Here is a 13,669-nt window from a genome sequence, read left to right as displayed (position 1 = left end):
ATGGAAAGGACGACATGATCTGGAATACCGCGACGACGCTGGCCGTGGCGCTGACATTGCTGACCGGGACCGACGCGACCGCGCAGGGCGAAGCGCCCCAGGCGCAACCCGCCGAGCAGCAGGCACCGGCGGCGGAAACCCCGCCCGACGCGCCCCTCTGGCTGATTTCCTGTTCGAACCAGGCAAACCCGGACCAGTTGCTGTGCGAATTCTCGCAAAGCCTGATCGTCTCGGAGGGGAACCAGCGACTGGCGACGGCATCTTTCACGCGCGTGGCCGGACAGGATGCGACAGAAGCCGTGCTGACGGTACCGTTCGGGGTGTCCCTGTCGGAAGGCGTATCGGTGTCGGTGGACGACAATGACGTGGGAACCCTGCAATATGACAGCTGCGACGGGCAGGGCTGCTATGCCAGTGGCCCGGTCGATGATGCGTGGTTGCAGACGATGCGTGCAGGGGACCAGCTGACCGCGTCGGTCAGGGGCCGCGACGGTCGCGATATCGCGCTGAGTTTCCAGTTGAGGGGCTTCAGCAAGGCCGACGACATGCTGCCCTGAGCGACGGCGATTGGCGGGGCCGGATCATTTTCCGGCCCCAAGCCTGCCATTGTCCGCTGCATCGTCAGTTGTCTTCAAGAATGGCAGCATGAGCAGCGAAGTTCCGCACCAAGATCTGGGAATGATCCGCCCCGCCGCTGGCGTACGAATCGTGGCGGTTTTCCGGTCGGCCCTTGCCGTTCTTGCGGGGCCGCGCGTTATCGGCCCAGTGACTGCGCGTATTCCTCAAGCTGGGTGACAACCGTGCCCCAGCCATCGAAGAAGCCCATGTCCTCGTGCGTCTGTCGTGCCTGCGCAGACCGATGCCGGGCGATGGCCGTATAGGTCGTGCCGCCATTCTCGTCGTCCTCGAATTCGATGATGGCGGTCATGAACGGATCGGCGGCGGGCACCCAGCCCTCGCTGTAGCCGTCGGTGAACACAAGGCGCTTGCCGTCGATGATCTCGAGGAAGACCCCGGTGTTGTCGATATGGGTGCCATCGACATTCATGGTCGTGTTGAACCTGCCGCCGACCCGCAGATCGATATCGCAGGCGGCAAGGCTGTGGGGCCTTGGCATGAAGAAGTTCATCAGGTGCTTTGGCGTGGTCCAGCACTCCCACAGCACCGAACGGGGTGCATTCAGTGTGCGCGTGAAGCTGAGGTCGCGTTCAGGGTCCAGGTTCATTTGCTGCGTTCCTTCATCAGGTCGGTGACGTAATCATCAAATCGGTCAAGACGGCCCTCCCAGACGTCGCGCTGTTCCGTCAGCCAGTCCCTTGCGGGTGTGAAGGCATCGGGGGCCAGCCGGCAGGTGCGGGTTCTGCCCTGCTTGGTGGAGATGACCAGTCCGGCCTCTTCCAGCTTCCGCAGGTGGCCCATGAAGGATGGCAGCGCCATGTCATGGGGCGCGGCCAATTCGCTGACGCTGGCATCGCCCCGTGCAAGGCGTTGCAGGATCATGCGACGTGTCGGATCACCCAGCGCGGAAAAGCACAGGTCGAGATTCGGGTCTGACTTAGCCATATGCCTAAGTATCAGGTCGCGCTCCGGCCGTCAAGAAATGTTAGCCGTTCGCCTTACTGAAGATGCAGGCACGAAAAAGCGTCACAGCCCTGCAACCGGAACGCCGCGATGTGCCGGCTGTCAGCCGCCGAAGCCGCGCGATCCGCCGGTGCCGCCGAAGCCGCCGCGCGAGGCGGCCGTGGCGCGTGTCATCGGCGCCTTGCCCGCGGTGGCTGCGGGGCGGGTGAACTGCTGTGCGCCCATTGTCGCGCGACCCTGATTGGCCGAAAAGCTGCTGGTCCGGGCCGCGTTGGTGAACCCGCCCGAGGCGTTGCGATACATCGGCTGCGATGCGGCCATGCCGCCGCCAGCGCGGCCCAGCATGCTGCCGATCAGGTATCCGGCCAGCAGCGGCATGAAGATGCTGCCCGATCCGCCGTTCTGTACCTGTTCGGCCTCGGAGCCGCAGTTTCCTTCGCCATGCTGTTCCTCGCACACGGCAAGGCTTTCATACCGGGGCGCGGCCTCGACATGCAGCGTCTCGGCATCGGCGAAGGCCTGCTGGCATTGATCGGCGGTGAACAGGCCGCCATCGGTCGCCGCCGCCTGGCAGCTGGCAAGGTCCGGAAACGCCTGCGCGTCCACCTGTTCTTCCTTGCAGCCCGCCAGCGCGAACGATGCGGCGCCGAGAATGGTCAGGGCAACGGTGCTGGAACGTTTTCTCATGCTGATATTCCTAGCGTGGATCAGTCGGAAATGAAATGCGGCTTGAAACGGGACAGGTCGCGGGTGATGCGGTCGCGGTCCTCGCGCATTCCCATCCCCACGCAGGTGTCGCCGACGATCCAGGCGCCGATGACGGGTCGGAACCCGTCCATCACCGGCAAGGGATGATAGGCCTGCACGATCCGCGGGTGGCGGTCGTAATCGCTGGCGGGCGAGGCTTCCGTGACCTCGCCCCCCTCGACGATCGACACCGAGGCCCCTTCGCGCGAGAAGATCGGCTTGACGACATGCCCGGCACGAAGGGCATCATGCGCGCGACCAAAGCTGTCGGCGACATCCGCGACGGGGCGCCCGCCCTCGACCAGCGCCCCTGCGACGTCATCGGCGAAGAAGGCGGGCAGCAGGTTGGGATGGCCCTCGAACATCTGCCACAGCACGGGCAGGAGGCCCTTGTTCGACAACAGCGCCTTCCATGCAGGTTCAAGGAACATGCAGCCCGATCCGGCGATCCGCGCGGCATAATCGTCCGACAGCAGATCCTCCCACGGATACAGCTTGAACAACGTGCCGATCACCCGGTCTTCGGCATCCACGAACTGACCGTCAGGGCTGACGCCGATCTTGTCCAGATCGCTGTAATGCGCGCCCAGCCCGGCCTCGCGCGCGGCCCAGCCCAACGCCTCGACCGTGGCGTAATCTTCGGGATTGCCGGCAACGGCCGTGAAATGCAGGTCGGTATCCGGGGCGAACAGGGCCCGGAACCGTTCGACCAGCGCCTCGTGGATGCCGTTGAACTGATCGGCCCCTTCGGGCAGCACACCTGCTGCAAGCTGATCTTCCAGCCACTGCCACTGAAACGCCGCGCTTTCATACAGCGAGGTCGGCGTGTCGGCATTGTATTCCAGCAGCTTCGCCGGACCCTGCCCGTCATAGGCCAGGTCGAAACGACCATAGATCTCGGGCTCGTTCCTGCGCCAGCTATCCGCGACCAGATCGCGATGTGGGTCGGGAATCCCCAGCCGCGACATCAGTTCCTCGCTGGTGACGATGCGCGACACGGCCTCGCGACACATCTGGTGAAGCTGGGTCGAGGGGTCTTCGATGTCGTCTTCGATCTCGCGCAGCGAGAAACGATAGGCCGAGCTTTCGTCCCAGTAGGGTTCACCATGCATGTCGGCGAAGTTGAAGCCGACCTCGCTGGCGGTGTCGCGCCAGTCGGGGCGCTCGGGCAGGGTGATCTTTTCCATGTGTCTTCCCTAGCCTGTGGGCGGGCGTTGCGCCAGATCCAAGCGAAGCGGGTTGCGTCCCGCGATGGCCGGGGGGCTGGCCGCCCCCCGGACCCCCCGCCCGCGCGGTCTGCGCATCGTGCCGCCGGGGTCGTTGTCAGGCGGCCAGCGGTTCCCGCCAGCCATCTTCCTGCCAGATGCCGGTCAGGGACAGATCGCTGCCAAGCAGAACCAGGTCCGCGTGGCGCCCGGCGGCGATCATGCCGAATCTGTCGGACAGTCCGATGGCCCGCGCCGGTTCCAATGCCGCCATCGCCAGTGCCCTTTCAGGGGTGATGCCGACCTGACCGACCAGGGTCGCGATGGCGCGATCCATCCGCAGATCCGCACCCGCCAAGGTGCCGTCGGCCAGCGTCAGGCGACCGTCCCCGCGCAGCACAGGCCGACCGTTCAGGGCCATCCGGGTCATATCGGTGCCCGCGAAGGCCATGCAGTCGGACACCAGGAAAATGCCGTCGGGGCGTGCGCGCAGCGCCGCCCGCATCGCGGCCGGATGCACATGGATCCCGTCGGCGATCAGCCCTGCGAACCCCTCGCCCGCCAGCACCGCGCCGACCATGCCGGGGCTGCGATGGCCCATCTGGCTCATCGCGTTGAACAGATGCGTCGCACAGCTTGCGCCAGCATCATAGGCGCGGCACGCGGTTTCATGGTCGCAATCACTGTGGCCAAGGCTGATGATCGCGCCGGCCCCCGCCAGCGCCCTGATCTGCCGGGGCGTCGCGGCCTCGGGGGCCAGCGTCACCATCAGCGCGGGCAGGGCGCGCGCCGCGTCGCACAGAATCGCGAGGTCGGCGTCTTCCATGGGCCGCACCAGCGCCGGATCATGGGCGCCCTTTCGGCGCGGATCCAGATGCGGACCTTCCAGATGCAGGCCAAGAAAGCCGGGCATATTCATCCGCGCGGCCCGAACGCCTGCGTCGATCACGCGTGCCGTCGCCTGTGGCGTGTCGGTGATCAGGGTGGGCAGGACGCCCGCGCAGCCAAGCTGACGGTGTGTGTCGCAGATCGTCCGCAGCGCGTCGGGATCCGTCGTGCCATCCACCATCAGCCCGCCGCCGCCATTCACCTGCAGGTCCAGAAAACCGGGCGCGATGATTCCCTGCACCTTCTCGGTCGGCGTGCCGGCCTCGCCCGCCGGAAGGATCGCGGTGATCCGGCCGTCATCCAGGACCAGGGCGTGATCCTCCCAGAAGCGGATGCCGTCGAAAATTCGTGCGCCCGCAATGACATGTCGCATCAGACCGTCTCCGTCACCTTGCGCAGATGCGGCGGCGTGTCGGGATCAAAGCCGCGCCGCCGCGCCAGCCCCTCGACACAGGCATAGAAACTGGCGATCGCGACAAGTGGCGCGACAATCGGGTGCAGTCCGGGAACCGATGGCAGGCGCGTGGTCCCGGCAGCGTCCGCGCCGGTGACAAAGACATCGGCGCCCTGCGCGGCCAGCCGTTCTGCCGTGCTGACCACATGGGGCAGGGCGGCATCCTCGACCCCAAGCGCGAGGACCGGGAAATTCGCCTGCACGATGGCGGCGGGGCCATGCAACACCTCGGCCGAACTATAGGCTTCGGCGTGGATGCCCGAGGTTTCCTTCATCTTCAGGGCCGATTCGCAGGCGATGGCATAGCCGGGGCCGCGTCCAAGCACGAAGGCCGACGATGCGCGCGCAAGACGCGACGACAGCGGCGACCAGTCCATCGAAACGGCCTGCACCAAGGCGTCGGGCAGGCCCGCCACGGCGGCCCGCAGGTCGTCGTCCTTTCGCCACTCGGCCACCAGCGCCAGCCCTGCCAGGACCGAGTTGACGAAGGTCTTGGTGGCGGCGACGCTTTTTTCCTCGCCCGCCTGCAAGGCCAGACAGTGGGCCGAGGCGTCGGCCATCGGGCTGTCCGCATGGTTGGTGATCGCGATCCCCAGCGCCCCGCCCTGACCCGCCGCACGCATCAGGTCCACGATGTCAGGGCTGCGCCCGGATTGCGAGATGCCGACACAGGCCGCGCCGCCCAGTCGCAGGGGCCGCTTGTAGATCGAGGCGACCGATGGGCCGACCGACGCGACGGGAATCCCCGCCTGCAGTTCGATGGCGTATTTCAGATAGGTTGCGGCGTGGTCTGACGATCCGCGCGCGACGGTCGCGATCACCGTCGGATCGCGCTCGCGCAGCGATTGGCCTGCGGCGATCACGGCGTCGCGGGACGCATCAAGGAAACGGGCGGCGGCCTCGGGGATCTCGGCCACTTCGCGGGCCATGTGGCTTTGGGTCATGTCGGTGTCCTTTCGGCCTCGGGGGCCAGTTTCAGCTCGACGGCGAAATCATAGGCATCGCCGCGATAGAGGGATCGGGTGAATTCGACCACCTGCCCGGAAGGCAGATAGGAAACGCGTTCGATCCGCAGGCCCGCCACGCCGGGCGGCACGCCCAGAAGATCGGCGTCCTTGACCGCAAGATTGGCGGCCGAGATGCGCTGCACTGCGCGCACCGGGCGCAGGTTGCGACCTTCCAGCACGGCGTAAAGGCTGCGGTCCACGCCCTCGGGGTCGGGCAGGATCGAGGCGGGCAACGAGGCGCGTTCGATGGCCAGGGGAACGCCGTCCGAACTGCGCACCCGTTCCAGCCGGGCGACCCGGTCGTTCGCGCCAAGCCCTAGTGCCATCACCTCTTCGGGGGCAGGGGCATGCAGGCCGCGCGCGATCCAGCGGCTTTCGACCTGACGTCCGCGCCTTGCCATGTCTTCGGTGAACGAGGTCAGCAGCGACAACGCCTGTTCCAGCCGTTCGACCCTGGGCGCGACGAAGGTGCCCGAGCCGCGCTTCTGGATCAGTTGCCCGGATCCGACCAGCGCCTCGACACCCTTGCGCACGGTGACGCGGGACAGGCCGGTCATCGCCGCCATCTCACGCTCGGGCGGCAGGTTGTCGCCGGGTTTGAGGCGGCCCGAGGCGATGGCGTCGGCGATCCGTCGGTGCAGCTGCACATAAAGCGGCCCGCCGCCGCTGTCGCTGAACGCATCGGGCGAGAACAGGTCGCTCATGCCCGATCCTCCATCTGCCGGGCCATCGCCAGGGCGCCGTCGACGCTGCTGCCAAGGGCGGGATGGACCGGCCAGGGGCCGTTCAGATGCGCGGCATAAGCCGTGCCCAGCCCGCCGACAAAGACCACCGGCAGGCTGTCGCCCGCCTGAAGCGTGGTCAGGATGTGGCGTATCTGGCCAACCGCGTCGTCGAAGATGCTGCGTGCGGCCGGATCGTCGCTGCCCGCGATGCGCGGGGCAAGCGCGCCGAAATCGCCGGGGCTGGCCTGATTGCCGAATTCGATGATGCCCTCGATGCCGCCATGTTCATCAAGGATCGCCTGCAGAAGCGGGGTCATCGGTGCGAACCCGTCCTGGGCCCTGATCGCCAGCGCCATCAGGCAGCGGCCCAGAACGGCGCCGCTGCCTTCATCCCCCAGAAGAAAGCCGCGCCCGCCGACCTGTCGGATCTGGTCGGCGCGCTGGACGGCGAAGACCGATCCGGTGCCGATCGCGGCCAGGATGCCGTCGCCGGGCCCAAGCGCGCCACGCGCCGTGGTGATCCCGTCATTGACGATCTGGATACGTGCGAACGGCAGCAACGCGGTCAGGCGCTGCGTCGCCTGCCGCATCGTGCCGCCCGCCAGCCCCAGCGTCGCGATCAGGTCGCGCGGATCGATGCCGGTGTTTCCCAGGGCCTGATTCGTCGCATCCATGATGCTGGCGGCGGCGCGTTCGACACTGGTGTTGATATTGGCGGGCCCACCCGCGCCGCGGCCCAGAATACGCCCCTGCGCATCGGCCAGCGCCGCGCGGCATCCAGTGCCGCCACCGTCGATTCCCAGAAACAATGCCATTCGGGCCTCCTTGAGGCATAAGATACCAAAGCAATACCAAATGAAAAGAGGAAAGTTCGATAGGGCCTTAAACTCCATATTTTAGCGGATTTCAAGAAGGGGGTTTACAATTGGTATTGTTTTGGCATTATCTAGCGAAACAGGAGGAATCACATGGCCGACCCCAGCACCGAAGCGAGGCACCCCGAATCCGACCGCCTGCATCTGCAGCCGGCGGGGCGCGTGCTGTCGCTGCTGCTGCAGGGTCAGATCGACGCCTTGAATGCCTTGTGCCCGGCCTTGCCGGCGATCGAGCGCGCGGCAGAGGCCGGCGCGCGGGCATTGGGGGCCGGCGGCCGGATGGGCTATGCCGGGGCCGGCAGTTCGGGGCTGATGGCGATGGCCGATTGTCTGGAGCTTTCGGGCACGTTCGGTTTGCCGCCGGACCGGACGCCGATGCTGTTCGCGGGCGGGACGGACGCACTGCTGCACATGAAGGGCAGTGTCGAGGATGACCCGGACCTTGCGCGGGTGGATGTCGAACGCGCAGGGCTGGTGGCGGGCGATCTTTTGCTGGTTTTGTCCGCGTCGGGAACGACCCCTTATGCGCTGGCTGCCGCCCACGCGGCACAGGCACGCGGCGTGACCGTGGCGGGCTTCGCCAATGTCCCCGGATCGGACCTGCTGCAGGTCGCCGATATCGCGGTTCTGATCGAAACCGGGGCCGAAATCATCGCAGGCTCGACCCGGATGGGCGCTGCAAGCGCGCAGAAGGTGGCGTTGAACCTGCTGTCTGTCCTGGTCGCGATCCGGCTGGGCCATGTTCACGACGGTCACATGGTCAATGTCGTGGCCGACAACGCCAAGCTTGTCGCCCGTGCGGCCCGCATCGTCGCCGATGTGGCCGGGGTTCCGTCCGCACGGGCCGAGGCGGCATTGACCGCGACCGGCGGCGCGGTGAAGCCTGCAATTCTGGTGGCGCGGGGGATGGACCCGGACAGGGCGCGCGCCGCGCTGGAGGAGACAGGCGGGCATCTTGGCCCGCTGATGGAATGACGATTTTCGGATTTCAACCACGGGCCGGGACAAGGCCCGAACTCAGGGAGACGACCATGACAGGAACACTTCGCCTTGCATTGCTGGCCAGCACGGTGCTTGCCGGCGCGGCATCGGCCCAGGATGTGACGCTGACCATCGAAAGCTGGCGCAACGATGACCTGCAGATCTGGCAGGACACGATCATTCCTGCCTTCGAGGAGGCCAATCCCGGCATCAAGATCGATTTCGCGCCGACCGCTCCGGCGGAATACAATGCCGTGCTGAATTCCAAGCTGGATGCCGGCTCGGCGGGCGACCTGATCACCTGCCGACCTTTCGATGCCTCGCTGGATCTGTTCAAGAACGGCAAGCTGTCCGATCTGACCGATCTGGAATCGATGTCGAACTTCTCGAACGTGGCAAAGTCGGCCTGGCAGACGGATGACGGCGCCTCGACCTTCTGCGTGCCCATGGCTTCCGTCATCCATGGCTTCATGTACAACAAGCAGGCCTTCGAAGAGCTTGGCATCCAGCCGCCAAAGACCGTGGACGAATTCTATGCGGTTCTGGACAAGATCAAGGAAGACGGCAGCTATATCCCGATGGCGATGGGCACCGCCGATCAGTGGGAAGCCGCGACCATGGGCTATCAGAACATCGGCCCGACCTACTGGAAGGGCGAACAGGGCCGTCAGGCGCTGATCGATGGCAGCCAGAAGCTGACGGACGAGGGCTGGGTTGAACCCTTCCGGCAGTTGGTCCGGTGGAAGGATTATCTGGGCGACGGGTTCGAAGCGCAGACCTATCCCGACAGCCAGAACCTGTTCACGCTGGGGCGTGCGGCGATCTATCCCGCCGGTTCGTGGGAGATCGGCGTCTTTACCCCGCAGATCGACGGCGCGTTCGAGATGGGGGCGTTCCCGCCCCCCGTCCCCGCCGCGGGCGACACCTGCTATATCAGCGACCATACGGACATCGCCATGGGGATGAACGCAGCGACCGAGCATCCCGAAGCGGCCAGGACGTTCCTGGACTGGGTCGGCTCGCCCGAATTCGCGACGCTTTACGCCAATTCGCTGCCGGGATTCTTCTCGCTGAATTCCACACCGGTCGAGATGCAGGATCCGCTGGCGCAGGAATTCGTCAGCTGGCGCGAAAGCTGCGAACCGACGATCCGGTCCACCTACCAGATCCTGTCGCGCGGCACCCCGAACCTGGAAAACGAGACATGGAACGCCAGCGCGAACGTCATAAACGGCGTCGAAACGCCCGAGGATGCGGCGGCGCGCCTGCAGGAAGGCCTGGCGTCGTGGTACGAGCCGCAGCAGCAGTGATCAGCAGCCGGGCCTGACGGCCCGGCGGCCGCCGGGGGGGGGCGTTCCGCCCCCCGGCCCCCCCTGAGGGTATTTTCACAAAGAAGAAGGGATGCGTCATGGCGCAGCGGAAATCGTTTCGCTGGCATATCGCGGTGTTTCTTGCGCCCGCTGTGCTGGTTTACACGGCGATCATGATCGTGCCGCTGATCGGCACGCTGAACCTGTCGCTGTTCAATCTGGACGAGGGCAACCGCATCTTTGTCGGCCTGCGGAACTTCGCCACGCTGTTTGGTGATCCGCGCTGGTCGGGGGCGTTCTGGAACGCGCTGGCCAACAACGCCTGGTTCTTCCTGATCCACATGCTGGTGCAGAACCCGGTCGGCGTGATGCTGGCGGCGCTGCTGTCATCACCCCGGCTGCGGATGGCCGCGTTCTATCGCACGGCGATCTTCATTCCCACGATCCTGTCCTTCGTGATCGTCGGCTTCGTCTGGAAGCTGATCCTGTCGCCGATCTGGGGGATCGCGCCGGGCATGCTGGACGCCGTCGGGCTGAAATCGCTGTTCGCGCCGTGGCTGGGCCGGGAGGGCACCGCGCTGACGACACTGGCACTGATCTCGGTCTGGCAGTTCGTCGGGATTCCCATGATGCTGATCTATGCGGCGCTGCTGTCGATCCCGGACGAGGTGATCGAGGCCGCCGAGATGGATGGCGTCACCGGCTGGTCGCAGTTCTGGAAGATCAAGCTGCCGCTGATCCTGCCCTCGATCGGGATCATCTCGATCCTGACCTTCGTGGGCAACTTCAACGCCTTCGACCTGATCTATGTCAGCCAGGGCGCGCTGGCGGGGCCGAACTTCTCGACCGATATCCTCGGCACGTTCCTGTATCGCACCTTCTTCGGGTTCCAGCTGCAACTGGGCGATCCGCATATGGGGGCGACGATCGCGACCGCGATGTTCGGGATCATCCTGGTCGGGGTCTGCCTGTATCTTTTCACCATCCAGACGCGGCTGCGCCGCTATCAGTTCTGAGGGCGGAGACATGAGCACCGCACGTCAATCCACCACCCGCACGATCGCGGCCCACGGCGTCCTGATCCTGTACACGCTGATCGCGCTGTTCCCGGTCTTCGTGATCGTCGTCAACAGCTTCAAGTCGCGTCGCGCCATCTTCGCCGATCCGCTGGCGCTGCCGACAGCCGAGACCTTCGACCTGATCGGTTATCGTACGGTCCTGCAGCAGGGCGACTTCCTGCTGTATTTCCAGAACTCGATGATGGTGACGGTCGGCAGCCTGTTCTTCGTGCTGCTGTTTGGCGCGATGGCCGCCTTTGCGCTGTCCGAATACCGGTTCCGTGGAAATTCGCTGATGGGGCTGTATCTGGCGCTGGGGATCATGATCCCGATCCGGCTGGGGACGGTGGCGATCCTGCAGATGATGGTCGCCTCGGGGCTGGTCAACACGCTGACGGCGCTGATCCTGGTCTATACCGCGCAGGGGCTGCCGCTGGCCGTCTTCATCCTGTCCGAGTTCATGCGGTCCGTGTCGGACGATCTGAAGAACGCCGGTCGCATCGACGGGCTTTCCGAATACACGATCTTCTTCCGTCTGGTCCTGCCGCTGGTGCGGCCCGCCATGGCGACGGTCGCGGTGTTCACGATGATCCCCATCTGGAACGATCTGTGGTTCCCGCTGATCCTTGCGCCGTCCGAAGAGACGAAGACCATCACGTTGGGCAGCCAGGTGTTCATCGGGCAGTTCGTCACCAACTGGAACGCCGTGCTGGCGGCGCTGGGGCTGGCCATCGTGCCGGTGCTGGTCCTGTACCTGATCTTCTCGCGCCAACTGATCCGTGGCATCACCGCAGGAGCCGTGAAATGATCCGTGTCCTTGTCGCCGGTCTGGGAAACATGGGCGTCAGCCATGCGCTGGCCTATCACCAGAACCCGGATTTCCAGATCGTCGGGCTGGTCAATCGCAGCCTGCCCGACCTGCCCGATGCGCTGCGGGACTATCCGCTGAGCCATGACTATGCCGAGGCGCTGGACCGGTTGAAGCCCGATCTGGTCTGCGTCGCGACCTATTCGGACAGCCATGCCGACTATGCGATGGCGGCGATGCGGGCGGGCGCGCATGTCTTCGTGGAAAAGCCGCTGGCCACGACCGTCGCGGATGCGCAGCGTGTGGTGGATTGCGCGGTCGAAACCGGGCGCAAGCTGGTGGTCGGCTATATCCTGCGCCACCATCCAAGCTGGCAGCGGCTGATTGCCGAGGCGCGCGATCTGGGCGGACCCTATGTGTTCCGGCTGAACCTGAACCAGCAGTCCAGCGGGCCGACCTGGGCGGTCCACAAGGCGCTGATGCAGACCACATCGCCGATCGTCGATTGCGGCGTGCACTATGTCGACGTGATGTGCCAGATCACCGATGCGGCACCCGTCGAGGTGCGCGGCATGGGGTTGCGCCTGTCCGACGAGATCGCCCCCGAGATGTATAATTACGGCCATTTCCAGGTGATCTTCGCGGACGGGTCCTGCGGTTGGTACGAGGCCGGCTGGGGGCCGATGATGTCGGATACGGCCTTCTTCGTGAAGGATGTCGTCTCGCCCCAAGGTGCGGTCTCGATCCGGATGCCGCATGACGCGCGTTCGGACGATATCGACACCCATACCAGAACCTCGACCCTGCGCGTCCATCGCGTCGGGCAAGGTGACGAAGACCTGAACATGCAGGATGAACCCGGCCATCAGGATCTGTGCGACGCCGAACAGGCTTTCGTCGCCCGCGCCATCGCCGACGACATCGACCTGTCCCGCCATATGACCGACGCCGTCCGTTCGCTGGCCGTCTGCCTTGCCGCAGATGAAAGCGTGCGGACCGGCGCCCCCGTGAAATTGTGAAGGAGACCCCGATGGGAGCCCTGACCCTGAAAAACGTCACCAAGGCCTTCGGCAGGACCGAAGTCATCAAGGGTGTCGATCTGGACGTGCAAGACGGCGAATTCTGCGTGTTTGTCGGGCCTTCGGGCTGCGGCAAATCCACCCTGCTGCGGATGATCGCGGGGCTGGAGGACGTGACCTCGGGCGATGTCGAGATCGACGGAGAGCGGATCAACGATCTGGCCCCGGCCCGCCGAGAGATCGCGATGGTGTTCCAGTCCTATGCGCTTTATCCGCATCTGACGGTGCGCGACAACATGGGGCTGGCCCTGAAGCAGTTGGGCACGCCCAAGGCGCAGATCGTCGAGGCTGCCGACAAGGCTGCCGCGATGCTGGATCTGGGCCCGCTGATGGAACGCAGGCCCTCGGAACTGTCGGGCGGCCAGCGGCAGCGCGTCGCCATCGGCCGCGCCATCGTTCGCACGCCCAAGCTGTTCCTGTTCGACGAGCCGCTGTCCAACCTGGATGCCGCGCTGCGCGTCGCCACGCGGATCGAGATCGCGCGGCTGCACCGCGATCTGGGTGCGACGATGATTTATGTCACCCATGATCAGGTCGAGGCGATGACGCTGGCCGACAAGATCGTGGTGCTGCGCGCGGGCCGGGTGGAACAGGTGGGCCGGCCGATGGACCTGTACAACGATCCCGACAACACCTTCGTGGCCGGGTTCATCGGCAGCCCGCAGATGAACTTCCTCAAGGCCGGGTTGCTGGGCCTGTCATCCGACACGGTGGGCATCAGGCCCGAACATCTCGCGATCTCGGCGACCGAAGGCCCGATCGAAGGCAGCGTCAGTCATCTAGAGAAGCTGGGCGGCGAGACGCTGACCTATGTCCGCACGCCCGATCACGGATTGCTGACGGTGCGCCAGTTCGGCGAACATGATCACCCGGTGGACAGCACGGTCAGGCTGACGCCCGACCAGTCGCGCGCCTTTCATTTCGACGCCGATGGTCAACGGCTGCGCTAGA

15 protein-coding genes are annotated in these 13,669 nt (G+C 65.5%); 7 read left to right on the top strand and 8 right to left on the bottom strand.

The features are described 5' to 3' along the window. Positions 1–14 precede the first annotated feature (14 nt). Complete coding sequence (locus J7359_RS01605; RefSeq protein WP_209054766.1) at positions 15–557, top strand: invasion associated locus B family protein; 543 nt, start codon at positions 15–17, stop codon at positions 555–557. A gap of 197 nt (positions 558–754) precedes the next feature. On the opposite strand, the gene J7359_RS01600 is transcribed toward J7359_RS01605, so the two are convergent. From J7359_RS01600 to J7359_RS01565, 8 genes are all read right to left on the bottom strand, one after another. Beyond that, complete coding sequence (locus tag J7359_RS01600; protein ID WP_209054765.1) at positions 755–1,225, bottom strand: SRPBCC family protein; 471 nt, start codon at positions 1,223–1,225, stop codon at positions 755–757. Further along, positions 1,222–1,563: a metalloregulator ArsR/SmtB family transcription factor gene (locus J7359_RS01595; protein WP_209054764.1), complete on the bottom strand. Its 342-nt coding sequence runs from the start codon at positions 1,561–1,563 to the stop codon at positions 1,222–1,224. Before J7359_RS01595 ends, J7359_RS01600 begins: the two co-directional genes overlap by 4 nt. 120 nt (positions 1,564–1,683) lie before the next feature. Further along, positions 1,684–2,268 (bottom strand): DUF1190 domain-containing protein, encoded by a 585-nt coding sequence (locus J7359_RS01590; RefSeq protein ID WP_209054763.1) that lies wholly within the window; start codon positions 2,266–2,268, stop codon positions 1,684–1,686. Positions 2,269–2,288: 20 nt separating this feature from the next. Then, positions 2,289–3,515, bottom strand: a complete 1,227-nt coding sequence (locus J7359_RS01585; protein ID WP_209054762.1) for a glutathionylspermidine synthase family protein — start codon at positions 3,513–3,515, stop codon at positions 2,289–2,291. Between the two features lie 136 nt (positions 3,516–3,651). Next, positions 3,652–4,794, bottom strand: a complete 1,143-nt coding sequence (nagA, locus tag J7359_RS01580; protein ID WP_209054761.1) for an N-acetylglucosamine-6-phosphate deacetylase — start codon at positions 4,792–4,794, stop codon at positions 3,652–3,654. Then, complete coding sequence (locus J7359_RS01575) at positions 4,794–5,819, bottom strand: SIS domain-containing protein (RefSeq protein ID WP_209054760.1); 1,026 nt, start codon at positions 5,817–5,819, stop codon at positions 4,794–4,796. Before J7359_RS01575 ends, nagA begins: the two co-directional genes overlap by 1 nt. Continuing rightward, positions 5,816–6,586 carry a GntR family transcriptional regulator gene (locus J7359_RS01570; RefSeq protein ID WP_209054759.1) on the bottom strand — a complete coding sequence of 257 codons (771 nt, stop codon included), beginning with the start codon at positions 6,584–6,586 and terminating at the stop codon, positions 5,816–5,818. Before J7359_RS01570 ends, J7359_RS01575 begins: the two co-directional genes overlap by 4 nt. Next, entirely contained in the window at positions 6,583–7,422 is an 840-nt protein-coding gene (locus J7359_RS01565) for a BadF/BadG/BcrA/BcrD ATPase family protein (protein ID WP_209054758.1), read from the bottom strand. Before J7359_RS01565 ends, J7359_RS01570 begins: the two co-directional genes overlap by 4 nt. A 153-nt stretch (positions 7,423–7,575) precedes the next feature. On the opposite strand from J7359_RS01565, the gene J7359_RS01560 reads away from it, so the two are divergent. The 6 genes from J7359_RS01560 (at position 7,576) to J7359_RS01535 (ending at position 13,668) form a co-directional block, all read left to right on the top strand. Further along, positions 7,576–8,457 (top strand): N-acetylmuramic acid 6-phosphate etherase, encoded by an 882-nt coding sequence (locus J7359_RS01560; RefSeq protein WP_209054757.1) that lies wholly within the window; start codon positions 7,576–7,578, stop codon positions 8,455–8,457. 56 nt (positions 8,458–8,513) lie between these two features. After that, positions 8,514–9,773, top strand: a complete 1,260-nt coding sequence (locus J7359_RS01555) for an ABC transporter substrate-binding protein (RefSeq protein WP_209054756.1) — start codon at positions 8,514–8,516, stop codon at positions 9,771–9,773. 98 nt (positions 9,774–9,871) lie between these two features. Continuing rightward, a complete protein-coding gene (locus tag J7359_RS01550) occupies positions 9,872–10,789 on the top strand; it encodes a sugar ABC transporter permease (protein ID WP_209054755.1) in 918 nt (305 codons plus the stop codon). A gap of 10 nt (positions 10,790–10,799) precedes the next feature. Further along, positions 10,800–11,639, top strand: coding sequence for a carbohydrate ABC transporter permease (locus J7359_RS01545; RefSeq protein ID WP_209054754.1), 840 nt, complete (start codon positions 10,800–10,802; stop codon positions 11,637–11,639). Continuing rightward, positions 11,636–12,658 (top strand): Gfo/Idh/MocA family oxidoreductase, encoded by a 1,023-nt coding sequence (locus tag J7359_RS01540; protein ID WP_209054753.1) that lies wholly within the window; start codon positions 11,636–11,638, stop codon positions 12,656–12,658. Before J7359_RS01545 ends, J7359_RS01540 begins: the two co-directional genes overlap by 4 nt. Before the next feature lie 11 nt (positions 12,659–12,669). Further along, positions 12,670–13,668 carry an ATP-binding cassette domain-containing protein gene (locus J7359_RS01535; protein WP_209054752.1) on the top strand — a complete coding sequence of 333 codons (999 nt, stop codon included), beginning with the start codon at positions 12,670–12,672 and terminating at the stop codon, positions 13,666–13,668. Position 13,669: the final 1 nt, after the last annotated feature.

The sequence above is a fragment of the Paracoccus sp. R12_2 genome, from assembly GCF_017744015.1.
In the GTDB taxonomy this organism is placed as follows: Bacteria; Pseudomonadota; Alphaproteobacteria; order Rhodobacterales; family Rhodobacteraceae; genus Paracoccus.
This window is presented reverse-complemented; position numbering and strand designations above follow the sequence as displayed.